The 23,936-nt window shown below is 31.5% G+C and carries 22 protein-coding genes; 21 read left to right on the top strand and 1 reads right to left on the bottom strand.

The window, feature by feature from the left end:
- The first annotated feature begins 17 nt into the window (after positions 1-17).
- From C1I91_RS27015 to C1I91_RS26985, 7 genes are all read left to right on the top strand, one after another.
- Positions 18-584 carry a hypothetical protein gene (locus tag C1I91_RS27015; RefSeq protein ID WP_128215702.1) on the top strand — a complete coding sequence of 189 codons (567 nt, stop codon included), beginning with the start codon at positions 18-20 and terminating at the stop codon, positions 582-584.
- A 251-nt stretch (positions 585-835) separates the two neighbouring features.
- Positions 836-1,162, top strand: a complete 327-nt coding sequence (locus C1I91_RS27010; RefSeq protein WP_128215701.1) for a DUF6514 family protein — start codon at positions 836-838, stop codon at positions 1,160-1,162.
- A 256-nt stretch (positions 1,163-1,418) separates the two neighbouring features.
- Positions 1,419-1,793, top strand: a complete 375-nt coding sequence (acpS, locus tag C1I91_RS27005) for a holo-ACP synthase (protein WP_128215700.1) — start codon at positions 1,419-1,421, stop codon at positions 1,791-1,793.
- Position 1,794: 1 nt separating this feature from the next.
- Positions 1,795-3,297, top strand: a complete 1,503-nt coding sequence (locus C1I91_RS27000; protein ID WP_128215699.1) for an NAD(P)H-hydrate dehydratase — start codon at positions 1,795-1,797, stop codon at positions 3,295-3,297.
- A gap of 58 nt (positions 3,298-3,355) precedes the next feature.
- On the top strand, positions 3,356-3,970 hold the full coding sequence (locus C1I91_RS26995; RefSeq protein WP_128215698.1) for a germination lipoprotein GerS-related protein: 615 nt from the start codon (positions 3,356-3,358) through the stop codon (positions 3,968-3,970).
- A 385-nt stretch (positions 3,971-4,355) separates the two neighbouring features.
- Positions 4,356-4,595: a hypothetical protein gene (locus C1I91_RS26990; RefSeq protein ID WP_128215697.1), complete on the top strand. Its 240-nt coding sequence runs from the start codon at positions 4,356-4,358 to the stop codon at positions 4,593-4,595.
- 8 nt (positions 4,596-4,603) lie between these two features.
- A complete protein-coding gene (locus tag C1I91_RS26985) occupies positions 4,604-4,957 on the top strand; it encodes a type II toxin-antitoxin system PemK/MazF family toxin (protein WP_128215696.1) in 354 nt (117 codons plus the stop codon).
- 135 nt (positions 4,958-5,092) lie between these two features.
- Here the strand turns inward: C1I91_RS26985 and C1I91_RS26980 are convergent, their stop codons facing one another.
- Complete coding sequence (locus C1I91_RS26980; RefSeq protein ID WP_128215695.1) at positions 5,093-5,824, bottom strand: AraC family transcriptional regulator; 732 nt, start codon at positions 5,822-5,824, stop codon at positions 5,093-5,095.
- A 349-nt stretch (positions 5,825-6,173) separates the two neighbouring features.
- On the opposite strand from C1I91_RS26980, the gene C1I91_RS26975 reads away from it, so the two are divergent.
- The 14 genes from C1I91_RS26975 to uvrB all read left to right on the top strand — a co-directional run bounded on the left by C1I91_RS26975 (position 6,174) and on the right by uvrB (position 23,704).
- The gene (locus C1I91_RS26975; protein WP_128215694.1) at positions 6,174-7,442 is read left to right on the top strand and encodes an ABC transporter substrate-binding protein; all 1,269 of its coding nucleotides are present in this window, start codon (positions 6,174-6,176) and stop codon (positions 7,440-7,442) included.
- Between the two features lie 102 nt (positions 7,443-7,544).
- Complete coding sequence (locus C1I91_RS26970) at positions 7,545-8,423, top strand: carbohydrate ABC transporter permease (protein WP_128215693.1); 879 nt, start codon at positions 7,545-7,547, stop codon at positions 8,421-8,423.
- On the top strand, positions 8,423-9,268 hold the full coding sequence (locus C1I91_RS26965) for a carbohydrate ABC transporter permease (protein WP_128216119.1): 846 nt from the start codon (positions 8,423-8,425) through the stop codon (positions 9,266-9,268). The genes C1I91_RS26970 and C1I91_RS26965 overlap by 1 nt, the downstream gene beginning before the upstream one ends.
- Before the next feature lie 47 nt (positions 9,269-9,315).
- Complete coding sequence (locus C1I91_RS26960) at positions 9,316-11,595, top strand: glycoside hydrolase family 65 protein (RefSeq protein ID WP_128215692.1); 2,280 nt, start codon at positions 9,316-9,318, stop codon at positions 11,593-11,595.
- 400 nt (positions 11,596-11,995) lie between these two features.
- On the top strand, positions 11,996-12,820 hold the full coding sequence (locus C1I91_RS26955) for a transketolase (protein WP_128215691.1): 825 nt from the start codon (positions 11,996-11,998) through the stop codon (positions 12,818-12,820).
- Positions 12,820-13,764 carry a transketolase family protein gene (locus tag C1I91_RS26950; protein WP_128215690.1) on the top strand — a complete coding sequence of 315 codons (945 nt, stop codon included), beginning with the start codon at positions 12,820-12,822 and terminating at the stop codon, positions 13,762-13,764. The genes C1I91_RS26955 and C1I91_RS26950 overlap by 1 nt, the downstream gene beginning before the upstream one ends.
- A gap of 134 nt (positions 13,765-13,898) precedes the next feature.
- On the top strand, positions 13,899-14,747 hold the full coding sequence (locus C1I91_RS26945; protein WP_128215689.1) for a YitT family protein: 849 nt from the start codon (positions 13,899-13,901) through the stop codon (positions 14,745-14,747).
- Positions 14,748-15,251: 504 nt separating this feature from the next.
- Positions 15,252-16,106, top strand: a complete 855-nt coding sequence (locus C1I91_RS26940) for a YitT family protein (protein ID WP_128215688.1) — start codon at positions 15,252-15,254, stop codon at positions 16,104-16,106.
- A 36-nt stretch (positions 16,107-16,142) separates the two neighbouring features.
- Positions 16,143-16,991, top strand: coding sequence for a YitT family protein (locus C1I91_RS26935; protein WP_205694259.1), 849 nt, complete (start codon positions 16,143-16,145; stop codon positions 16,989-16,991).
- Between the two features lie 227 nt (positions 16,992-17,218).
- Entirely contained in the window at positions 17,219-17,905 is a 687-nt protein-coding gene (gene ftsE, locus C1I91_RS26930; RefSeq protein ID WP_128215687.1) for a cell division ATP-binding protein FtsE, read from the top strand.
- The gene (gene ftsX / locus C1I91_RS26925; protein ID WP_128215686.1) at positions 17,895-18,785 is read left to right on the top strand and encodes a permease-like cell division protein FtsX; all 891 of its coding nucleotides are present in this window, start codon (positions 17,895-17,897) and stop codon (positions 18,783-18,785) included. The genes ftsE and ftsX overlap by 11 nt, the downstream gene beginning before the upstream one ends.
- Before the next feature lie 81 nt (positions 18,786-18,866).
- Positions 18,867-20,156, top strand: coding sequence for a S41 family peptidase (locus C1I91_RS26920; RefSeq protein WP_128215685.1), 1,290 nt, complete (start codon positions 18,867-18,869; stop codon positions 20,154-20,156).
- Between the two features lie 12 nt (positions 20,157-20,168).
- Positions 20,169-21,440, top strand: coding sequence for a PDZ domain-containing protein (locus tag C1I91_RS26915; protein ID WP_128215684.1), 1,272 nt, complete (start codon positions 20,169-20,171; stop codon positions 21,438-21,440).
- Positions 21,441-21,733: 293 nt separating this feature from the next.
- A complete protein-coding gene (gene uvrB / locus C1I91_RS26910) occupies positions 21,734-23,704 on the top strand; it encodes an excinuclease ABC subunit UvrB (RefSeq protein ID WP_128215683.1) in 1,971 nt (656 codons plus the stop codon).
- Positions 23,705-23,936 lie beyond the last annotated feature (232 nt).

The raw sequence follows: 23,936 nt of genomic DNA, 5'->3' as shown, positions 1-23,936 counted from the left end.
GCAAGGGAGGTTAAATAATGAGAAATAATGATTTTATGAAGAAAACATATAATAATTTTTCTGACTTTGTAAGGGTAGCTTCTTCTAGAGAGTTATCCTATTTTTTGTTGGACGCAAAGTACACTAGTAACTTTAGTAAGCAGATGAGTCAATTAATTAGTGACATTACCAAGGAAGGAAAAGTAGCAGCAGATTTTGTGCTATTCTTTAATACTGATGGAGAAATTGCAATTTTTGATGAAGATTTACTAGGAACTTATATCGGAGACCGATTTACTGTAGAGATAGAGGAGAAGTATAGTAATAAGAGATTAAATTATATAATAAAATCTGTGATTAATAATAGTGAAGAGGTGCAGAAAGATTTTATTCAGGTATGTTATGAAGTAATCGTGTCTATATTAAATGAGATATATAAAGAAATGAAGTACAAGAAAGAGTTAGGAGAATTTTATAAAAAGACTTTAAAGCTTGATGATGATTCTATAGATAATCTCCCTTTAAAGATTGCGGCTTTGCTAATAGTAGAGGATATCTGCAGATACTTAGGAATTAATATAGGATTAAAACAGATAATAAAATAATATAAAAGTTGTTTACAAAAAAAGCATGGATTCGGCAAGTTTTGTTTGTTTCTTATGACAATTCGCAGTATTAATTTTCCATATGGCGCAGATATAGGATTATCAAAAGACGTTTTTAAAGTATTGTGTCATATTTTAAAGAGAAAAAAATTTTTGACAAACCATCATTTGACACAAAAATAAAATAATTAGTGTTAGGATATTCCTATGAGTTCTATAACATGGTTTATAAGACTTAAGGGGGTAATTTTATGATGGTTGTTGAAAATTTATGGAGAAAGGTAAACATTGACAACAGGGAATGTGACTATTCTTACAGACTTATCAAATCTGACTTTAAAGGAACACCTGTATATGGAATTGAAGTAGAGAGAGTTGACTACTACGATAATAAAATTGTTAATATAGAAAGAGACTCTATAGACAAGATTTCACCAATATACGATAGTGTACATCAGTTGTTAAATTTGGTTTATGAAAATCAAGTATCTCCTATTCATTTGATTGATATACTTGGAGAAAGAGTAGATGAGCTAGTAGAAGATTTCAGTACATGCTATCTGTCTGTTGCAAATTAATATATTCTTTTTCTTAAGGAAAGTAATTGCTTTCCTTAATATTTTGCAGTTTATCCTTAGTACAACTTTGAAATATCTTTTATTAGCTATAAAATAATATAGAGTTCCTAACTCAACTATCAATTTATACATGCCCGAAAATCCCCAAAAGCCGAGATTTTCGAACAAGTATAAATTAAGTTTCGATATATGAACTCTTTAGTAAGGCAAACTGTAGTTTATAATAAGATTTTCAAATATGTTTAGGGGTGAGCAGATGATTATAGGAACTGGAGTAGATATTATTGAAATAGATAGAATAAAAAGAGCTGTCGAAAGAACTAAATCATTTATGAGTAAAGTATTTAGTGAAAGAGAAATAAGTTTATTTGTTCAGCGAAATATGAGAATGGAGTCAATAGCTGGTAATTTTGCAGCAAAAGAAGCTATAAGTAAAGCTCTAGGCACTGGAATAAGAGGATTTCAATTAAAAGACATAGAGATTCTTAGAAATGAAATAGGAAAGCCAGAAGTAAATTTATTTGGAAGAGCTAGAATAATAGCTGACTTGAAAAACGTTAAATTAGTACACGTAAGCATATCTCATAATAAAACTGATGCTATTGCATTTGCTGTATTGGAGGGAGAATAAAATGAGAATAGGATCCTCTGAAAATATTAGAAAGATAGATCAATACTGTATAGATAAGATAGGCATACCTAGTATTGTTCTGATGGAAAATGCAGCTTTAAAAGTTTTAAGTAATTTAGATTTAAAAATTCATAAGAATTATGTAATTGTTTGCGGTAATGGGAATAATGGAGGAGATGGATTAGCTTTAGCTAGGCATCTTAAGGCTTTAGGTAAGAGCATTGATGTGTTTTTAATTGATTTAAATGGTAAATTATCTGATGATTGTTCTATGAATTATAGTATACTTAAGAATTTAGGTGTAAAAGTATATGGCTTAAATAACATAGAGGACTGCTCACAACTTAGAGAATCCTTGTTAAATAGTGATGCAACAATAGATGCTATATTCGGAACAGGTCTAAGCCGAAATCTATCAGAGTTTTATATAGATGTAATCTCTGTTATAAATGAAAACAGTAATTATATAGTTTCTATTGATACTCCATCAGGTATGGAATGTAATACGGGGAAGGTACTTGGCAACTGCATTGAGGCTGATAAGACTATAACCTTTCAATTTTTAAAAAAAGGTTTTTTAACTTGGGGAACTAGCAAATATACTGGCCATATAATTATAGAGAACATCGGAATAACAGATGAGATAGTGGATCAATATAACGATAATATTTTCATGATTACAGAGGAAATGGTGAAGAAGTACATACCAAACAGAAATAAGTATGGATATAAAGGGGATTATGGTAAAGTTTTAGTTTTGGCAGGATCTTCAGGTTTTTCTGGCGCTGCATATATTACCGTTAATAGTGCAGTTAGAAGTGGAGCGGGATTGGCTACTCTATGCACTTCACCAGATTTGCAAAAGATATTATCAACAAAGCTTACAGAAGCTATGACTTCGAGCTATGAAGATGAAGAAGCTTTGTCGAGACTTATTGATAAAAGTAATTGCATAGCGATAGGTCCAGGGATGGGAGATACGGGGTTAACCTTAGAACTATTAAAGAAAGTATTAAATAGGTCCACATGTCCACTGGTTATAGATGCAGATGGTATAAATGTTTTAAAGGATAAAAAAGAATTACTCATAAATAACAATCTGCCAATTGTAATAACACCACATATAGGAGAAATGGCTACTTTAACAGGATATTCAAGAGAATATATAAAGGAAAATAGGTTGGAAGTATCAAGAGAATTTGCCATTAAATACAAAATAGTGGTATTATTAAAGGGGTACAATACAATAATAACAGATGGAAATAAGACTTATGTAAATCCCACTGGAAATAGTTCTATGGCTTCAGGTGGAATGGGTGATTGCTTAACTGGTATTATAGCAAGCTTTATAGCTCAGGGGCTTTCTATACTTGAAGCTGCGGCGATAAGTGCTTATATACACGGGTATATAGGAGATTCACTATCAGAGTCCATGTATTGTGTTAATGCTAGTCATATCATGGATAATATATCATCAATAATAAAAGAAATCCAGCTAAAATAGAATAAAATCCTGCTTTCTTTAATAATAGTATTAATGTAGTCATAATTTAGGAGGATTTATGAAAAGGAATAGACTATTATTAATATTATTATTTTTAATAATAGCAGCAGTATCAATATTTGCTGCTTATCAAAGGTTTTTTAATATTACACCAGAGGAAATTCTAGATGAGATTAAAGAAATAGATGCATACAGTACAGACGTCTCTTATACAGCTATAAGTTCAAGAGGTGAAGTTAAGTATGATTCTACTCAGTGGTATGACAAAACACAAGGGACAAAGGTAGAGTTTAAGGATGGCAGGATAAATCTTTATAAAGAAAACAAGATCTATATAAAAGATATAAATTCAAACAGACAATACGAAATGGACAAGGACTCTGATCAGTTCTATAAGTTAGCATTTATGGATGAGATTAGAAAGTATATTGTACTAGATAATGAGATTAAATACTACTATAAGGATATTAATGGCATAAGGTATTTAATGGTTGAGTTTTCCATGCTCAATGGAAATAAAAATATGGACAAACAGTTATTGGTAATCGATAGTGAAAAGAGAGTGCCTAAAGAGTTGATAATATATGATAAGAAAGGAAGTGAGCGTGGAAAAATAGTTTATAGTAATTTTAAGAAACTTAAGAACGTTGATAAAAAGCTGTTTGAAATATAGTATTTGACATATAAATGTAAAATAAACTTTTTGCTGTTTTATCTAGAAAAGTTATGATAAAGAAAAACATAAGAATTATAATACTTAAGGAGATTGAGCATAGGGTTAATGTTTGTAAATATATATTTTACCTATATGGAGAGATTTCCGAGAGTATGTACATAGAATATGGAATTGGAATAAAGGTCATATAGTACTATCACTAAAGCTGATAAAAAACTTTTGATTAATCTTACATTGAAATAAATAAATTTAAAAATAAATGTAAAAAAAAGTAAAAACGGAATACTAAAAGATGAAAATTCTTTGACATTGTGACATAATTTGCTATAATTTACTTATACATATATCATTCTTTTTATAACTCTGAGGAGATGGGAGAATCATGTCATATTCAAAGAATAAGGGAAATAATGCATTGAAAAAAAAATATGAAATTTATAGTCAATTAAATGATGCAAATTTAATATCATATAATGAGGACGATGAAGAATCAAAATTTTATTTGTTGATGAAAAAAGGTTATGAAGAGATGGCAAGTATAAATTCTGAACTTGCTGAATTTGGTGTTTCATCAGAACTTAAAAATACTATTGAATATGAGACATGGCTATTCGGAGTGTGATATATGTAATGACGGGGACAAATGTAAAAAGAGGAGATATATTTTATGCAGATCTAAGTCCTGTAATAGGTTCAGAACAAGGTGGCATAAGACCTGTAATAATTGTACAAAATGATATAGGCAATAAGTATAGTCCAACTGTAATTGTTGCTGCTATAACATCTCAGATTAATAAAGCTAAGCTTCCTACTCACGTTGAGATATCTTCAGAAGAGTATGGTCTTAATAGAGATTCAGTTGTACTATTAGAGCAGGTACGTACTTTAGATAAAAAAAGATTAAAAGAGAAAATTGGTCATATGACTGATGAGGATATGAAAAAGGTGAATAGAGCTTTACTAATAAGTTTAGCATTAGATTAGATATTTGAAGGGGCTGTTGCATTAGCGTATAAAAACGTTTATGCCACAGCCCATGTTTTTTATAAATAACTATTTTCCCAATGATATATCTGGTTTTTATCTTTCTTTTCCATAGGAAAATTTATTTGTTGAATATTAAACGGTTGCAGTTAAGACCTGCTTTCTATATTCCATTGGAGTGAGTCCTATATGTTTCTTAAAGAAGCGTGAAAAGTATGTTATATGATTAAAGTTAAAAATATGACTGATTTCAGTCACAGATAAGTCAGTGTTATTGAGATAAAGTTTTATAGCTCCTATCTTAACCTCACTAATATACTCAGATAAAGTTTTACCAACTTCCTTTTTAAAAGCAGCAGAGAGGTAGTTAGGATGTACCTTTGCGAAAGTTGATATCTCTTGAAGAGATAAAGGATTTTCTATATTTTTTTTTATATATTCTATTACTCTATTTATAAGTGGGTTATAAAAATACTGCTTGTATCTTTTTAAAACATTAATAAAATCTGTCAACATTGAATACTCCAATTCTTGTAGCGCATGAACGTTGGGAGTTTCGTCTATTAGATTTATATAATAATCGCTTAATATAAAGGCTGTTTCAGTATCCAAACCTCCTTCTATTGCAGCTCTGGTAAAAATTGCACAAGAACCTACAATGGAATATTTAAGAGAAGTTAAGGGTTGGTTAGATAATTGAGCCCTTTCGAGTGAATTAATTTTATTTAAAATGTAGCTAGCAGTTTCAAGATCCAGTTGTTGAATACATTGTACCAATTTAGATTCAAGTTCATAAGGTGGATGAATATATGAAGCATATCTATTTTTAACCATAGTATCCTCGATTTTTTTATAAATACTTTTCATTTCTATATCACCTCAAAAAGTAATCTTAAAAAAGTGCAAAAGTTATTAATATTGTATAAAAATTATAGTTTTTTTTGGATATAATGTCAATGTAACCATTAATTAATTTAGATACAACGGTCCTACAAATGTAAAAGATTCCTTATTGTGTGGAACTTAGTACCATAATCCACCTGATTAAATAACTTAAAGTTTTACTATCATTAACTAAGAAAATTTAATTAGTGAAATGTATTTATGTTATCTTTGTAAACGTTTAATAAATTGAGCGGCTTAAAAAAGATAAAAATAAATATTTACATTACAAAAAACAATAACATATTGAGAATTAAAAATAGGGGGAAATAGTATGAAAACCAAAAAAATATTAAGTGTTATCTGTGTTATGGCGGTGGCATTAACAACTATGGTAGGATGTGGATCTAATGGTGGAGGATCAAGTTCAAGGTCAGGAAAAACAGAAGTTACATTGATTCAAAATAAGGTTGAAATTCAACCTGAACTTGAAAATGCAGCTAAACAGTTTAATTCTTCCCAAAGTGATGTGGAAGTGAAGGTGTTAGGAGCAGCAGGAGATAATTTGGTTACTACCTTACAATCACAATTTGCATCAAGTCCTGCCAAGGCACCTACAATCTTTACTTGCAATAGTGGAAGTGAGTTTGAAAAATTCTTCAAGTACATGGCTCCTATGGATTCAGCAGCTGCAGCTAAGAATATAGCTAAAGGACAAGCTGAAGATACTATGAAGGATGGTAAATTATATGGATTACCATTAGCAGTAGAGGGAATTGGACTTGTTTACAACAAGCAAATGTTTAAAGATGCCGGAGTAGATGCTGATAGCATAAAGACAATGGATGATCTAATTTCAGCTTGCGAAAAACTTTCAAAAGTTAAAGGAGTGAATAAGCCACTTGCTTTTGCAAAAGAAACTTACTTCCAATTTATGCATCCATTTAACTGGCCATTTGCAACTATGAGTAACTATAAAGATATTATTCCTAAGGTGGTAAGCGGACAATTAAATCTTAAGGATGTACCAGAAGTTAAGAAATATGCTGAAGATCTACAAAAATTAAAACCATATACTAATCTAGCTAAGGATACTTATGATGATCAAGTTGCAGGTTTTGCACAAGGTAAATATGCAATGATTCATCAAGGTAACTGGGCTCAATCAATTATAGATCAATATAAGGTTGGTTTTGATTATGGTATGATTCCAATGCCTGCAAATGGTAATACTTCTCTTGCAGTAGGAAACACAAACTTCTTCCATGTAAATAATGCGGCTACAAAGGAACAACAAACTGGTGCTATCAAGTTCTTAGATTGGTTATTAACTACTAAAGATGGACAAAAGATTGTAACTGATAAATTTAAAGTTATTCCAGCATACAATGGTTTTGATACAAGTAATTTAAGTGTTCTTTCTAAGGAAGTTTCTAAGTATTCAGATGCAGGAAAAACAGTACCATGGACATTTAACCTATTCCCTGCAGGTGTTGATAAGGATTGTACAAGTGCCATGGAAAAATTCTATGCTGGTCAAATTAATTCGGACCAACTATTAGATGAAATACAAAAGGTTTGGGTAAATGCAGCTAAAAAATAGTACTTAGTGTAGCCTTAGAAGCCTCTCTTGAGGCTTTTAAGGTATATAAAGATTAAGTAAGATGTAGAAATTAAAAATAAGGTTAGAAATGGAGCGAAAATAATGAATAAAAAGTATAAAAATAAAATAACTACAGCCTTATTTGTTATTCCATCTTTATTTATATTTGTAAATGTTGTTATTATCCCGTTTATAATGGGAGTCATATATTCATTTACTAATTGGGATGGATTTGCTTTTACAGGGGCCAGTTTTGTAGGAATAAAAAATTATATTTCAGCTTTTCAAGATGGAAAATTCGCTGCCTCTTTTTTGTTAACCACAAAATACGTTATTGCTATGACTATTTTAGTTAATATTGTTGGGCTTTCACTTGCAATGCTTGTAACATCAAAGGTTAAGTTTAAAAATTTCTTTAGGGCTGTATATTTCTTACCTAATCTAATCGGTGGGTTAATACTAGGCTTTATATGGAAATTCGTATTTACAAAGTTATTTGAGAACTTAGGGCAAATGACACATACTTCAAAGATATTTTTCAATTGGTTAGACAATCCTACTGCTGCCTTTTGGGCGTTAGTTATAGTAGGGGTGTGGCAAATGGCTGGATATGTAATGATAATATATATTGCCTCTATTGAGAGCATATCAGATGAAGTATTAGAAGCAGCAGATATTGATGGAGCAAGCGCATGGACTAAATTTAGAAAAGTAACTGTACCACTTATAGCTCCTGCCTTTACAGTAAGTTTGTTCGTTACTTTAGCAAATTCCTTTAAGCAATACGATACAAATCTATCTTTAACAAATGGTGGACCTTTTGGATCAACGGAGCTTATTAGTATGAATATATTTTCAACAGCCTTTGGATATAACAAATATGCTGAGGCACAAGCTAAATCTATAATGTTTTTCTTAGTTATTATGATAATTACTATAGTACAAATTTCCATTACTAAAAAGAAAGAGGTTGAAATGTGATGAAGTCAAAGTCGAAAGCATATAAAATCTTTTTTATCCTTGGAATTATTGTAGCAATAATGACTTTATTTCCTATATATATCATGTTAGTAAATTCGTTCAAAGGAAGAGAGCAGATATTTACTGATACACTTGGGTTACCTAAAGCTTTTGATCTTTCATATTATCTACAAGCAATAGATAAAATGAATTTTCTTCATGCATTGACCAATTCTTTAATTGTAACAGTAATAAGTACTGTCTTAATTATAGTATTTTCTTCTATGACAGCATGGGCATTAGTTCGTAGTAAGTCAAAGATTGCCAATGTAATACTCTTAATGCTAGTTGTAACCATGCTTATACCATTCCAATCAGTTATGATCCCATTGATGCAGTATATGAGTAAATGGGAAATACCTTCAATTGGGTTTTCTATGATTAATACTTTTTATGGCCTTATTTTTATGAATGTTGGCTTTGGAACAAGTCTTGCAGTCTTTTTATATCATGGATTTATTAAGAGTGTTCCTCGTGCGTTAGAAGAAGCGGCAATGATAGATGGTTGCAATAAATTTCAATTGTACTGGAGAATAGTATTTCCGAACTTAAAGCCAATTACAATCACAGTAGCTATTTTAAATGTTATTAGTATATGGAATGATTATTTATTACCATCACTAGTACTAAGAGATCCAGAACTTAGAACAATACCACTTTCAACATTTTATTTCTTTGGAGAATTTACAATTCAATGGAACTTAGCTATGGCTGGATTAGTTTTAACAGTTATACCAGTTGTAATTTTTTACTTAGTTTCTCAGAAACATATAATAAAGGGAGTTATGGCTGGAGCGGTTAAATAGCTTAAAAGATGAAGTAGTATAAATATATTAGAAAGAGAGAATAGGAAATGGAGAATGAATGGATTGTAAGTGATTATAGCTTAGATGAAAATAAACTTTTAAAAAATGAAAGTATCTTCAATGTTTCTAATGGATATATAGGGATAAGAGGAAACTTTGAAGAGAAGTATCCTGAGAAATATAAAACAATTAGAGGAACATATATAAATGCGTTTTATGAAGATACACCAATTACCTATGGTGAAAAAGCATATGCATTTCCTGATAGCATGCAGAAAATTGTGAATGTCATTGATTCACAAGATATCGATATAATAATTGATGGACAAAAGTTATCTATTTTTCAAGGTACGCTTAAAGACTTTAGTAGAAAGCTAGATATGAAAAAAGGATGCTATATTAGAGAAATATGGTGGGTTTCACCATCTGGAAAAGAACTAAAAATAAAGATATCTAGACTTGCATCTTTGGACCATTTGGAGTTATTTGTTATTCATTATGACATTGAGAAAGTAAATTTTGATGAAGAAATTATTATAGAATCTTCCATTAGCGGAGATGTAGAAAATTTTATAGATGATAATGATCCAAGAGTAGGTACAGGACATGCTAAAATATTATCTGTAAACTCTATAACACTTGAAGATGAAATTATGCAAATAGTTTCGCAAACAAAAAATGCAAAAAATATTGTAGCAGTTACTACAAAGCATGTATGTAGTTCAACGTATGAATGTATTTTTGAAAAAACAGATAAAAAAGCAAAAAGCATTTTTACAATCAAACCAGGTAAAAAGGTGATCAATTTTATAAAATATAATATATATACTGACTCTCTAAGACATGCAGATGTAGTAAGTATTGGTGAAGAAAAGGCGAAAAGTATTAGCAAGATACCATTTGAAATGTTGGTTAAAACTCAAGAGGAGCATCTAAGTGAGTTTTGGAATTTAGCAGATATTGATATTGAGGGGGATGAAAAGCTTCGTCAAGGGCTTAAGTACAATTTATATCAACTATTCCAAGCAGTAGGAAGAGATGATAGAAGCAATATCACTGCAAAAGGCTTGAGTGGTGAAGGATATGAAGGTCATTACTTTTGGGACACAGAAATATACATCCTTCCATTCTTTATACTATGCTATCCAAAGCTTGCAAAAGGACTTTTAAGATATAGATATAATATTTTAGGATTGGCTAGACAAAGGGCATTAGAGATGGGGCATAAAAAAGGTGCTGCCTATCCATGGAGAACCATAATAGGCAAGGAGTGTTCATCATATTTCCCAGCAGGCACAGCCCAGTATCATATTAATGGAGATATAGCTTATTCCTATATTCAATATTATTTGGCGACTGGTGACTTAGATTTCATTAAGGAATTTGGACTAGAAGTTATCTTTGAAACTGCAAGGATATGGATTGAAATAGGGCATTTTGATAAAGGTTTGTTTAAGATAGATGCTGTAACAGGACCTGATGAATACACAGCAATTGTGAATAATAATTACTATACAAATGTCATGGCAAAATTCAATTTAAAATGGGCAAGTAAGCTTTACGATGAATTTAGAAATAAGGATTCAGAATTTATTAGAGAATTAAGTAAAAGAATTAATATCGAAGAAAAAGAAGTTAGGCTTTTTGAAAAAGCTTATAAAAATATGTATTTACCATATGATGAAGAGTTAAAAATAAACCCGCAGGATGATTCTTTTTTACATAAAGCTATATGGGATTTTGAAAATACACCTAGTGAGAATTATCCATTGCTATTAAATTATCATCCTCTAACAATATATAGGTACCAAGTACTAAAGCAAGCTGACACAGTTCTAGCCCACTTCCTAGTAGAAGATGAAGTTGAGTTTAATATCATAAAGAATTCCTATGATTACTATGAAAAAATAACAACTCATGATTCGTCTTTATCTTGCGCCGCATATAGTATTATGGCTTCAAAGGTGGGATATACTGATTTAGCATATAAGTATTTTATTGAAACAGCAAGACTAGATTTGGATGATACTCATGGTAATACAAAGGATGGTATTCATACTGCTAATATGGGCGGAACCTGGATGTCTATTGTATATGGATTCGCAGGGCTTAGGATAAAAGAAGATTATATTTCACTATCTCCAAAGCTGCCGGAGGTATGGGAACAACTAAAGTTTGGATTCTTGTATAAAGGTAATCACATTAAGGTTTCTATGAAAAAAGATAAAACTGAGATAATTAATGAAGGAGACAGCCGTATCAATTTGAGAGTGAACAGCATCTTGTATGAAGTTTCTAGAGGTAAAAAAATTCAGGTTCAAAATTAATCTAGGAGATGTGACACTAAAAGTAATTAGTGCACAACTCCTTTTTTACTGTTAAGATCAGTATAAATTTCTTTGTTAGTTAACCTAGAGACATAATCACCCATGAAAGCTAAAATTTTCTGTTTAATAAAATAAAATTTTCTAAATAGTATAGCACATATATCATATTTGTGTATAAATGGCATCTTTTTTATAAAATAAGTATATCCAATTTAGGAAAGCTATGATAAAATATTTATTGGTTTGGCATAGCTGTTTAACATTATGATATTTAGAGCTGTACAACTTTGATACTAGATTAATTTCAATTACATACAGATATGTAACAGATAAATTAAAAAGTTAGTTCTAAAGTTTTGCTTCTATATAGATAATAGGCTAAGACCTAGAGGGGGATAATATGAGTAATAAAGTTGATGAATTAAAACAAATTGCTAAGGTTGTAAGAAAAGATATTATTTCTATGCTGACAGAATCAGCATCAGGTCATCCTGGTGGATCGCTTTCAGCAGCAGATATATTAACAACTCTTTATTTTAAAGAAATGAATATAGACCCTAAAAATCCTAGAATGACTGATAGAGATAGATTTGTTTTATCTAAAGGGCATGCTGCGCCAGTATTATATAGTGTACTAGCAAGAAGAGGATTTTTCTCAGTAGAAGAGCTAAATGGCCTTAGAAAATTAGGCTCTATGCTTCAAGGTCATCCAAATATGAATGATGTTCCAGGAGTAGATATGTCTACAGGATCTTTAGGACAAGGAATATCAGCAGCAGTTGGTATGGCGCTTGCTGGAAAATTAGATAATAAGGCTTATAGAGTATATGCTTTATTGGGAGATGGAGAACTTGAAGAAGGACAAGTTTGGGAGGCGGCAATGTCTGCAGCTCATTATAAACTTGATAATTTAACAGCTTTTGTTGATAATAATGGTTTACAAATAGATGGAGAGATAGAAAAAGTAATGAATCCAGCTCCAATTGGAGAGAAGTTTTTAGCCTTTGGATGGAATGTTATCAATATAGATGGTCATGATATAGATCAAATAATCAATGCCTTAAACGAAGCTAAAAATGTTAAAGGTAAACCTACCATGGTTGTATGTAAGACTATAAAAGGAAAAGGTGTTTCATTCATGGAAAATCAGGCTGGATGGCATGGAGCTGCACCAAATAAGGAACAATGTGAGATTGCTTTAAATGAAATAGGAGGGGAGAATTAATGTCTAATAAAATTGCAACTAGAGAAGCTTATGGCAAGGCACTTGCTGAGCTAGGTAAGATAAATCAAAAGGTGGTAGTATTGGATGCTGACCTTTCTAAATCAACAAAAACAGCAGATTTTAAAGCGGTGTTTCCTGAAAGATTTTTAAATATGGGAATAGCAGAAGGAAATATGATGGGGGTTGCGGCAGGTCTTTCAACTTGTGATAAAATACCTTTTGTTAGTACTTTTGCAATGTTTGCTGCTGGAAGAGCTTTTGAGCAGATAAGAAATTCCATATGCTACCCAAATTTGAATGTAAAAGTGTGTGCTACGCATGCAGGTTTAACTGTAGGAGAAGATGGAGCTTCACATCAAGCTATAGAAGATTTATCACTAATGAGAAGCATTCCGAATATGACTGTTATAAATCCGTCTGATGATATAGAAACAGAGGCTGCTATAAAGGCAGTAGCTGAATATGTAGGACCATGCTATGTAAGACTAGGAAGAGTTGCAGTTTCTACTATTAATGACAATGCAGATTATAAGTTCGAGATTGGTAAAGGAGTAAAACTTTCTGAAGGTAAAGATGCTACTATAATAGCTACAGGTATAATGGTTGAAAAGGCTTTAGAAGCTAAAAAAGTTCTAAAGACAGAGGGAATAGATGTAGCAGTTATTAATATTCATACAATAAAACCAATTGATAAAGAAATTATAATATCAGCAGCAAGAGAAACTGGAGCAATAGTAACTGCTGAGGAACATAATATAATCGGTGGACTAGGATCAGCAGTTTGTGAAGTTGTAAGCGAGAATATTCCAGTACCAGTAGTCAGAGTAGGTGTTAAAGATACTTTTGGAGAGAGTGGTAAGCCAGATGAATTGCTAAAAGCATATGGACTTACTACAGAAGATATTATTGCTTCTATAAAGCGCGTTATTGAGTTAAAGGGCTAAAATAAAAGGAAATAAAAGAAAATAGTAGATTATTTTAATTAAATCGATTAATATAACAGTGTAGGACATCCTATGCTGTTTTTTGCTGTAAAGCAAATTGCTATACTTTTTACATTAGAGGAAGGAGAAGTCATATGAATGACAAGATTAAGGAATTTTTTATAATAACATTAGGATTTATTTTAGTTTCTATAGCAGTTCAATATTTTTATGTTCCTAATAATATATCAGGTGGAGGAATAACTGGTATAGCTATGGTTATAAATTATTACATACCAAGCATACCAATGGGACTGTTAATGATAATAATGAATATAATTTTATTTATAGTTGCATTTTTTGTAGTTGGTGGCAATTTTGGTGGGAAAACTTTATACGCAGCTTTTGGACTATCATTTTCAATGTGGATTATAGAAAGGTTTTTAAAACCTCATGCATTAACTACAGATCCAATGCTGGCCGCAGTTATTGGAACCACAATGCTTGGAATTGGGTTAGGAATTGTCTTTTCTCAAAATGCATCTACAGGAGGAACAGATATATTAGCTAAAATATTAAACAAGTTTTTTCATTGGGATATGGGAAGATGTATGCAATCAGTAGACATAATTGTTGTTATTCTATGTGCTATGGCTTTTGGAATAAGTAAAGGCTTGTACGCTGTTGTTTGTGTTATGCTAAATGGTATTATAATTGATAAGGTTATTGAAGGCTTTAATTCAGCAAAAGCTGTAGCTGTATTTACCAATAAAAGTGATGTTATAAAGTCGTACATAATAAATCAAGTAAACAGAGGCTGCACTGTATTTGAAGGTAAAGGTGGATATACCAATGAAGAGAAAAAAGTTATATATTGTGTAATGGATAGAACTCAATTAATTAAGCTGAGAGCCTACATAAAATTAGTTGATAAAGATGCTTTCATTATAGTTAGTGAGGCTCACGAAGTATTAGGACAAGGCTTTAAAGATATACACAACTGAAGACCGGGCCTAAGTTCAATTCACAACTGAAGACCGGGCCTAAGTTCAATTCACAACTGAAGACCGGGCCTAAATATTTCATATTGTAAGTAAATATAGGGTTTCATTAAGAAAACTTAATACTTTAAGTTGGAATCCTATATTATTTCTACTCATAAATTTAATAGGAGAGCTTATAAAATGCATGAAAGCTCATCACAAAGTATAAGCCATACATAAAAGAAGATTAATCTTCTTTTATGTATGGCTTATACTTATTTAAAATTATTACTATATTTAATAATTTCAACACAATACTTTAATAGAGCCAATTTTATTGAGAAGTTGCACAGCATAACCTTTAAACTACCTATGATGGATAAAAGTTAATTTTTTAAGAGAGAATAAGTGTGATGAACATACAATAGTGCAATAAATACAAAGTTTGTAAGATGTGTATTCTATTAAGGGCTTATAAATATATATCTATAGTATATGTAAAATGTTATTAGGGGGAGTTTTGGTATGACTAAAAATTTTCTGAAAGACTATGTTCTTATAACCATAGGAATACTTTTTGTAGCTATAGCTGTTGAATATCTCTATGCACCAAATAATCTTGCAGCAGGAGGTGTAACAGGTCTGGCTATAGTTATAAATCATTATGTACCATTTGCATCTACTGGTATCCTTGTTTTAGTAATGAATTTGATCTTGTTTGTAATTGCATTTATATTTATTGGAGGCAATTTTGGAGCTAAAACTATATATGCATCTTTCGGGCTATCTCTAATAATGTGGATAATCGAAAAGTTCTTTAACCCTCAAGCTATTACCAAAGATTTAATAATAGCAGCTATATTTGGTACTTTTTTATCAGCTATAGGGATGGCTATAGTTTTTAATACTAATGCCTCTACTGGAGGTACAGACATAATAGCTAAGATACTCAACAAGTTTTTTCATGTAGATATAGGAAAGTCTTTATCTTCTGTGGATTTTATAGTGACACTATTGGCAGCTATTACATTTGGACTTAATGCAGGGCTGTATGCCTTGTTGTCTGTAATATTAAATGGAATTGCTATAGATAGGGTTATTGAAGGGTTTAATACCTCTAAGCAAGTTACTATAATAAGTAGAAAAAACAAAGATATAGGTCAATTTATAATGAATGAATTAGGTAGAGGATGTACTTTTTTAAGAGGTGTTGGTGGATATACTGGAAAAGATACCTTTATAATATATACGGTTGTAGGCAGGACTGAATTTATAAAACTTAGAGAATATATAAAAGGAATAGATTCAAAAGCCTTTATAACTGTTGGCGAAGCTCATGAGGTATTGGGAGAGGGATTTAAAGAGATAGGTAATATGTAGAATATATAGCATATATCTGTAAAGTGTGAGGAGCATATGATGAGAATCTTAAAGAAATACCTTTATATAACATTTGGTGTTCTCCTGATAACTATATCGCTTGAATATTTCTTTTTTCCTAACGATATAGCTGCTGGAGGGGTATCAGGTCTTGCAATTGTGATTAATAAGCTAACTGGTATATCAGTGGGAATACTAATGATAGCATTTAATATAATTCTATTCTTAATAGCTTTTATCTTTATAGGCGGAGGGTTTGGGGCTAAGAGCATTTATGCTACTTTCGCTTTATCAGGACTACTTTGGTTTTTTGATACCTTTATTGTCCCCTACCCATTTACTGAAAACTATATACTTGTAGTATTTGTTGGAAGTGCAATTCAAGCAGTTGGTCTTGCAATAGTTTTTAATGAAAATGCATCAACTGGAGGTACTTCAATAATAGCTAAGATATTAAACAAGTACTTACATATAGATATAGGTAAATCACTATTGTTGTCAGATTTTGTTGTTACAATTCTTGCAATATACGCTTTTGGTCCAGACAAAGGAATGTTTGGATTAATAAGTGTTTTTTTAACAGGAACACTTGTTGACAATGTAATTGAGGGATTTACTATAGCAAAAGCTGTTTTTATAATCAGTAGTGGAAGTGAAAAGGTAGCTCAATTTATTATGAGCGAATTAGGAAGAGGCTGCACTTACTTAGATGGTAGAGGTGCTTACACCAAAGAAAAAACATCTATGCTTTTCACAGTAGTAAATAGAAAACAATTCATAGTTCTTAAAAATAAGGTAAGAGAAATAGACTCTAATGCATTTATAACAGTAACTGACGCAAGAGAGGTTCTTGGAGAAGGATTTAGGGATATAGATGAGGAATAATTATACTAATATTCAATAATATATATTTTTTATTTAAAATTTTTATACAGGCTAAGGTCAGTAAATAAGTATGTTACAACAACTTTCCCTAGAATTCCCTAAGGTAAGTTAATAAAGAATTCATAAAAACAAACGCAACTACATTAATACTTATGTTATAATTATTTTGTGTATTTGTAGCATTAGATAAATTACCGTCGAAAAAACAATTTTAAGGAGTTGTCTATATGATTGAATTTAAGAGTGTAAATAAAGTTTATAATAATAATGTAAAAGCTTTATCAGATGTAAATGTTCAGATTGATCAGGGGGAATTTGTTTTCCTTGTAGGGCCAAGTGGAGCTGGAAAGTCTACTTTTATAAAAATGTTACTAAAGGAAATTGAACCTACTGATGGAAATATATTTATGAATGGAACAGACCTTGCATCCATTAAGAGGAGACAAGTTCCTTTTTATAGAAGAAAAATTGGAATGGTATTTCAAGACTTCAGATTAATTCCTACTTTAAATGTTTATGAAAATGTAGCTTTTGCAATGAGAGTAGTTGAGGCTTCTTCTAGAGAAATTAGAAGAAGAGTTCCGCTTGTTCTTTCTTTGGTTGGACTGTCTCATAAATATAAAATGTTCCCAAATGAGTTGTCAGGTGGTGAGCAACAAAGAGTTTCTATAGCAAGAGCTATTGTAAATAATCCTCAGGTATTAATAGCAGATGAGCCGACTGGAAACCTAGATCCTGAAACTGCTAAAGAAATAATGAAGCTTATAGATGATATAAACAAAGCAGGTACTACTATAGTTATGGCTACTCATGCTAAAGATATAGTTAATGCTATGAAAAAGAGGGTTATTGCTATTGAGAGAGGTACTATAGCAAGAGATGAAATGAAAGGTAGGTATATCTATGAAGATTAGTACTATAAAATATTTTATATCAGATGCGTTTAAAAGTTTAAGAAGAAATAGAACCATAAGTATAGCTTCTATGGCTACAGTTTTAGCAACTCTGTTTGTTTTTGGGGTATTCATGCTAGCAGCTTTAAATGTAAATAATGCAGTTAATAGTGTAGAATCAAAGATTCAAATACAAGTATATTTAAATAAAGATATAACTTTAAGTGATGAACGAGATATTGAGGTAAAGCTAAGAGCTGTTAATGGAGTTAAGGATGTAACCTTCGAATCAAAAGAAGAGGCGTTAGATAAATTTAAGAAGCAGCTAAAAGATAACGCATCTTTATTGGAGGGGTATGATACTAAAACTAATCCATTGCCAGATTCATATATAGTAGAAATAGACAAACCTGAAAACACTCAAAAAGTAATTAATGAAGTTAAAGGGATGAAGGGAATAGAAGAAATAGGAAATGATCAAGATCTAGTAAATAAGATTGCAGCCTTTTCTAAAACTATAAGATGGGTAGGAGTTATTATATTTGTAGTTTTAATTGGTGTATCTTTATTCCTAATAATGAATACAATAAAATTGACAGTTTACTCAAGAAGAAGAGAAGTTGGAATAATGAAGTTTGTAGGTGCTACAGATTGGTTTATAAGATGGCCATTTATACTTGAGGGAGTTGTTATTGGAGTAGTGGGTGCAGTTATATCTAATATATTATTATTCTTTGCTTATAAAGAAATATATTATAAGATAACAGCTCAACTTATAACTGTTAATTTGATAAATCCTAATTATGTATTAACAATGATGTCTTGGCAATTTGTTATTTCTGGAGCTCTAATAGGTATATTCGCAAGTATTATTGCCTTAAGGAAGTTCTTGGTAGTATAATTTAAAAATAAGAATAGAATAAATTATTAAGACAAGAATATAATTATAGGAAAGACAGTTGCTCAGAAAGGGTGAATACATATGGTCAATGACAGCGAAGATAAGAAGAAGACCAACAAAAAGAGATTAGGAGTAGTAGCTATAATTGTAGCAGCATTACTAGTTACAAATGCAGGATCATTTTATCTAGGAAATCTAGTGGCATTTAAAGGTTTTACCCCAGCACTAAATGATAAGGCAGTTGCAGCATCACTTGCAGGAGTAAATGATTTGTCAAAGTTTAAATCTTTATTTGAAGTAAGAGATATTCTTTACAAAAATTATGATGGTCCTATAGATGATTCTAAGCTGGTTGAAGGTGCTATAAAGGGTATGACAGAAGCTCTAGAAGATCCATATACAGTATTTATGGATAAGAAGGATTATCAAAGTTTTGCTGAACAAAGTAAAGGAAATTATATGGGACTTGGAATTCAAGTAGAGCCCAAAGATGATAAAATTGCAATTTCAGGAGTTTTTGATAATTCACCCGCAAAGAAAGCTGGACTTTTACCAGGAGATTTTATTTTAAAAGTAAATGATACAGCAGTATCTGGGAAAGAACTTGATAAGGCTGTTTCTATGATGAAAGGAACTACTAAGTCTGAAGTTAAGCTTACTGTTTCAAGAGAAGGTAAAGGAACTTTCGATGTTAAAGCTGTTAGAGATGTGGTAAAGATTGATTCGGTAAAAGGTGAGATGATAGATAGCAAAACTGGATATATACAGATAGCTGGTTTTGAAGAAGATACATCTAAGGATTTCACTAATAAACTTAAAGAGCTTGAAGGCAAAGGAATGAAAGGCTTGATATTAGACTTAAGAGACAACCCAGGTGGTTATCTAGATGAGTGTGTAAATGTAGTATCAAATTTCATTCCAAAGGGAAAGACTATAGTATCCACAATAGATAAATATAAAAACGAAAACAAAAGCGAATCAAAAGGTGGTATAGCAATAGGAATGCCTTTGGTTGTGCTAGTAAATGGCAATTCTGCTAGTGCTTCAGAAATAACTTCAGGGGCAATAAGAGACTATAAGATAGGAACTCTTATAGGAACAACAACCTTTGGAAAGGGTGTTGTTCAAGTAGTGTTTAGTGATGATACACCATATAAGGAAAAGTATATGCCTTCACTAGATAAAGGTACTGCACTAAAGGTGACTATTTCTAAGTACTATACACCAAGTGGTGAAAATATTCATAAAAAGGGTATTAAGCCTGATATAGTGGTGGAGTATCCAAAGGATTTACTCTCAAAACCATATGATAGATCAAAAGATCCTCAATTTAGTAAAGCATTTGAGGTATTACAAGAAAAGATGAAATAGGAGGATATCCACATGGATTTAGCGATATATACCCTTAGATCTCTAGCTTATGCAATTGTGGACCCCCAATATGCCTTGATATTAACATTACTTGCTGTAATGTTCTATATGCAAAATAGAAAAAATGCATTTATGCAAAGAATGATATTAGGGGAGAGCTTCAACTCTCCCCTAGAACTTACTTTATCACAGATAGTATTAGGGATACTTGCGGGAGCTTTGGGGAGTATAATACTTACCTATCTTGGGGTTGTTTTTGATAAGAACTCTGGAATTGGTATCTTATTCATGGTATCACTTTTACTAATGTTTTATAAACCAAGATTTTTTTGCTTTTCATATTCTGCAGCTTTGCTTGGAATTGTAACTATAATATTGAATTCTATATATGCATCAATGAATATGGAATCACCTCTAAATATTAATGTAGTTTCTTTAATTACTTTTGTAGGTGTGTTACATATAATTGAAGGAATATTAGTAAGCTTCGATGGTGACAGAGGAGCTATACCTGTATTTACTAACAAAGATGGCAGAATACTTGGTGGGTTTGCTCTAAAAAGGCATTGGGCCATACCACTAGCTTTAATTATATTAATGAAAGGTACTATCGATACTGGTACAGTAGAGATAGCAAACCCAAGCTGGTGGCCACTTATCCAAGGTGAAAGCTTTAAGAAAATAATGGAAACGGCAGTGATATCTTTGGTTCCGTTCTATGGAGTTATAGGCTATTCCTCTGTTACTTTTACTAGTAATAAGAAGGAGAAAGTTAGAGGCTCTGGAGTAGGAATATTCTTATATGGATTAATAATGATTTTAGTTGGACAACTTGGCGATCTTGGACTTGTATTCCAAGTTGTGGGGCTTGTCTTGATGCCTTTAGCTCACGAAGTTATGTTGAAATATCAGAATGTTTTAGAACAAAGAAAAGAACCAGTGTTTGTCAGTGATGAGGAAGGAATCTCTATACTTGATGTTTCACCAAATTCACCAGCGCAAAGTGCTGGTGTAAAGAGTGGAGATAAGATTCTAGCTATAAACGAAGAAAAGGTAGTTAATGAACTTCATGCATATAAGCTTATAAAAGAAAGTTATTTAACTGTAGATATGAAGATAAAAAATAGAAAAGGCTCTATAAAAAATATATTAATAAATCAAGTAGAGAATAAGAGATTAGGAGTTATATTAGTTCCTAAAGTTGTCAATGATAAAGATATGATAAATTACGATAAGCAAAGCTTTAATGATATTTTAGATAAGCTGAAAAATAAAGATAAGTAAATTAATAAAGATGTACCACTTTAATCCGTAACTATTTTTAAAGTTCCTCTGGATTCTGAGAGGAGAGCTTAAAAATATGAATTCAATATGAAGTGGTACACCCTAAATCAAGCCTAACTATAATGTACATCTACACTACATTGTTGTTAGGTTTTTATTTTACAAAGTATAAATATAGTGTTATTTTAGATAAATGGTATTTTGTAGTTGTATTTTATTATACTTACTATTGACTTGAAAATGAATAAAAGAATAAAATAGGATTATACGAATGTATGTACGGAGGTATACTTATGCCAGAATTTCAAATAGTATCAAAATTTAAACCAACTGGAGACCAACCTCAAGCAATTGATAGTTTGGTTGAATCACTAAACAATGGTGACAGAGGACAAATACTCCTTGGAGTAACAGGCTCTGGTAAGACTTTTACAATGGCAAATATAATTAATAGAGTTCAAAGACCAACCTTGATATTAGCACATAACAAAACACTAGCTGCTCAGTTATGTGAAGAATTTAAAGAATTTTTTCCTAATAACATAGTTGAGTACTTTGTATCTTACTATGATTATTATCAACCGGAAGCGTATGTAGCACAGACAGATACGTTTATAGAGAAAGATGCATCTATCAACGATGAGATAGATAAACTACGACATTCAGCCACTTCTGCATTGCTAGAAAGAAGAGATGTTATAATAGTAGCCTCAGTATCTTGTATATATGGACTTGGAGACCCCGACGAATATTCTAAGTTAACTATTTCATTAAGACCTGGTATGGTTAAAGATAGAAATGACATAATAAAAAAGCTTATTGAGATACAGTATGAAAGAAATGATATAGATTTTGCAAGAGGAACCTTTAGAGTTAGAGGAGACTCCTTGGATATTATACCAGCATCTTATTCAAATAAAGGTATTAGAATAGAGTTTTTTGGAGATGAAATAGATAGAATTAGAGAGTTTGACGTTCTTACAGGAAAAATAATAGGGGAGAGAAATCATATATCGATTTCACCAGCATCCCACTTTGCTACGTCTAAGGAAAAGATTGATGCATCAATAAGAAGAATTGAAGATGAACTTGAAGAAAGATTAAAAGAGCTAAATGCACAGGATAAGCTTTTAGAAGCTCAAAGATTAAGACAAAGGACGAACTTTGACATTGAAATGATACGAGAGGTAGGCTACTGTAGTGGAATAGAGAACTATTCAAGAATACTTGATGGTAGAGATCCAGGAACTCCACCTAAAACTTTGATAGACTACTTTCCAGAAGACTTCTTGCTTTTTATAGATGAGAGTCATGTTACTTTGCCTCAGGTGAAAGCTATGTACGGGGGAGATAGATCTAGAAAAACGGCTTTGGTTGAGTACGGATTTAGACTGCCAAGTGCTTATGACAATAGACCTCTTAAGTTTGAGGAATTTGAGCAAAAGATAAATCAAGTGGTTTTTGTATCTGCAACGCCAGCGCAGTATGAAGTGGATCATGCTACAAATATTGCTGAACAGATAATTAGACCTACAGGTCTTTTAGATCCAGAAATTGTTGTAAAGCCTGTTGAGGGACAGATAGATGACCTATATGGCGAGATTCAGAAGACTATAAGTGATGGATTTAGAGTTCTTGTTACTACACTGACTAAGAGAATGGCGGAAGATCTAACTAAATATCTGAAAGATTTGGGAGTAAATACTACATATATGCACTCAGATGTTGAAACAATAGAGCGTATGAAGACAATTCGATCTTTGAGACTTGGTGAGGTAGATGTGTTAGTAGGTATAAACCTTTTAAGAGAAGGGCTTGACATACCAGAGGTAGCGCTGGTTGCTATTCTGGATGCTGATAAAGAAGGTTTCTTGAGATCTGAAACTTCACTTATACAAACTATAGGTAGAGCTGCAAGAAATGCTGAAAGTAAAGTAATAATGTATGCTGATACAATAACTAGATCCATGGATAAGGCTATTAGAGAAACTAACAGAAGAAGAGAAATACAAATGAAGTACAATGAGGAACATGGAATTGTACCAACGACCATTATTAAAGATGTTAGAGATGTTATGGAAGCTACTAAGGTATCTGAGGAACAAGTAGAGTATAAGGCAGTTAAAGCCAATAAGATTGATGAAGATCCTAAGGTTCTTATTGCCAAGTATGAGGCAGAGATGAAGGATGCTGCAAAGAACTTACAATTTGAAAGAGCCGCTGAATTAAGAGACTTAATTAATGCATTAAAGAAAAAAGCTTAAAAAATAGCAGAATAACCAGTTGGTTTAGGGTTAATTAACAAGTTTTAACATCAATTATACTAATATGCTTTATATTTACCCCCTAGGTATATAATAATCTCTCGGAATCTTTAAGCCTTGATTTATCTGGCTTAAAGATTCCTTTTTTATTGAAATCCCCCACTTTTTTGTTAAAAGCACTTGACAAAAATATCGAAAAATGCGGCGCTACGCGCCCCTTAAATATAAGGTA

The organism is Clostridium manihotivorum (assembly GCF_004015185.1).
GTDB lineage: Bacteria > Bacillota > Clostridia > Clostridiales > Clostridiaceae > Clostridium_AR > Clostridium_AR manihotivorum.
Note: the sequence above shows the minus strand (reverse complement) of the source record. Positions and strands in the feature narration are given on the sequence as shown.

Excerpts from the sequence above, each read along its gene's own strand:
- C1I91_RS26980 (WP_128215695.1), bottom strand. The coding sequence starts at position 5,824 with ATGAAAAGTATTTATAAAAAAATCGAGGATACTATGGTTAAAAATAGA.
- C1I91_RS26945 (WP_128215689.1), top strand. The coding sequence starts at position 13,899 with ATGAATGACAAGATTAAGGAATTTTTTATAATAACATTAGGATTTATT.
- C1I91_RS26985 (WP_128215696.1), top strand. The coding sequence starts at position 4,604 with ATGACGGGGACAAATGTAAAAAGAGGAGATATATTTTATGCAGATCTA.
- C1I91_RS26965 (WP_128216119.1), top strand. The coding sequence starts at position 8,423 with ATGAAGTCAAAGTCGAAAGCATATAAAATCTTTTTTATCCTTGGAATT.
- C1I91_RS26920 (WP_128215685.1), top strand. The coding sequence starts at position 18,867 with ATGGTCAATGACAGCGAAGATAAGAAGAAGACCAACAAAAAGAGATTA.
- C1I91_RS27010 (WP_128215701.1), top strand. The coding sequence starts at position 836 with ATGATGGTTGTTGAAAATTTATGGAGAAAGGTAAACATTGACAACAGG.
- C1I91_RS26970 (WP_128215693.1), top strand. The coding sequence starts at position 7,545 with ATGAATAAAAAGTATAAAAATAAAATAACTACAGCCTTATTTGTTATT.
- C1I91_RS26975 (WP_128215694.1), top strand. The coding sequence starts at position 6,174 with ATGAAAACCAAAAAAATATTAAGTGTTATCTGTGTTATGGCGGTGGCA.
- acpS (WP_128215700.1), top strand. The coding sequence starts at position 1,419 with ATGATTATAGGAACTGGAGTAGATATTATTGAAATAGATAGAATAAAA.
- C1I91_RS26950 (WP_128215690.1), top strand. The coding sequence starts at position 12,820 with ATGTCTAATAAAATTGCAACTAGAGAAGCTTATGGCAAGGCACTTGCT.
- C1I91_RS26995 (WP_128215698.1), top strand. The coding sequence starts at position 3,356 with ATGAAAAGGAATAGACTATTATTAATATTATTATTTTTAATAATAGCA.
- C1I91_RS26955 (WP_128215691.1), top strand. The coding sequence starts at position 11,996 with ATGAGTAATAAAGTTGATGAATTAAAACAAATTGCTAAGGTTGTAAGA.
- uvrB (WP_128215683.1), top strand. The coding sequence starts at position 21,734 with ATGCCAGAATTTCAAATAGTATCAAAATTTAAACCAACTGGAGACCAA.
- C1I91_RS26960 (WP_128215692.1), top strand. The coding sequence starts at position 9,316 with ATGGAGAATGAATGGATTGTAAGTGATTATAGCTTAGATGAAAATAAA.
- ftsX (WP_128215686.1), top strand. The coding sequence starts at position 17,895 with ATGAAGATTAGTACTATAAAATATTTTATATCAGATGCGTTTAAAAGT.
- C1I91_RS26990 (WP_128215697.1), top strand. The coding sequence starts at position 4,356 with ATGTCATATTCAAAGAATAAGGGAAATAATGCATTGAAAAAAAAATAT.
- ftsE (WP_128215687.1), top strand. The coding sequence starts at position 17,219 with ATGATTGAATTTAAGAGTGTAAATAAAGTTTATAATAATAATGTAAAA.
- C1I91_RS27000 (WP_128215699.1), top strand. The coding sequence starts at position 1,795 with ATGAGAATAGGATCCTCTGAAAATATTAGAAAGATAGATCAATACTGT.
- C1I91_RS27015 (WP_128215702.1), top strand. The coding sequence starts at position 18 with ATGAGAAATAATGATTTTATGAAGAAAACATATAATAATTTTTCTGAC.
- C1I91_RS26940 (WP_128215688.1), top strand. The coding sequence starts at position 15,252 with ATGACTAAAAATTTTCTGAAAGACTATGTTCTTATAACCATAGGAATA.
- C1I91_RS26935 (WP_205694259.1), top strand. The coding sequence starts at position 16,143 with ATGATGAGAATCTTAAAGAAATACCTTTATATAACATTTGGTGTTCTC.
- C1I91_RS26915 (WP_128215684.1), top strand. The coding sequence starts at position 20,169 with ATGGATTTAGCGATATATACCCTTAGATCTCTAGCTTATGCAATTGTG.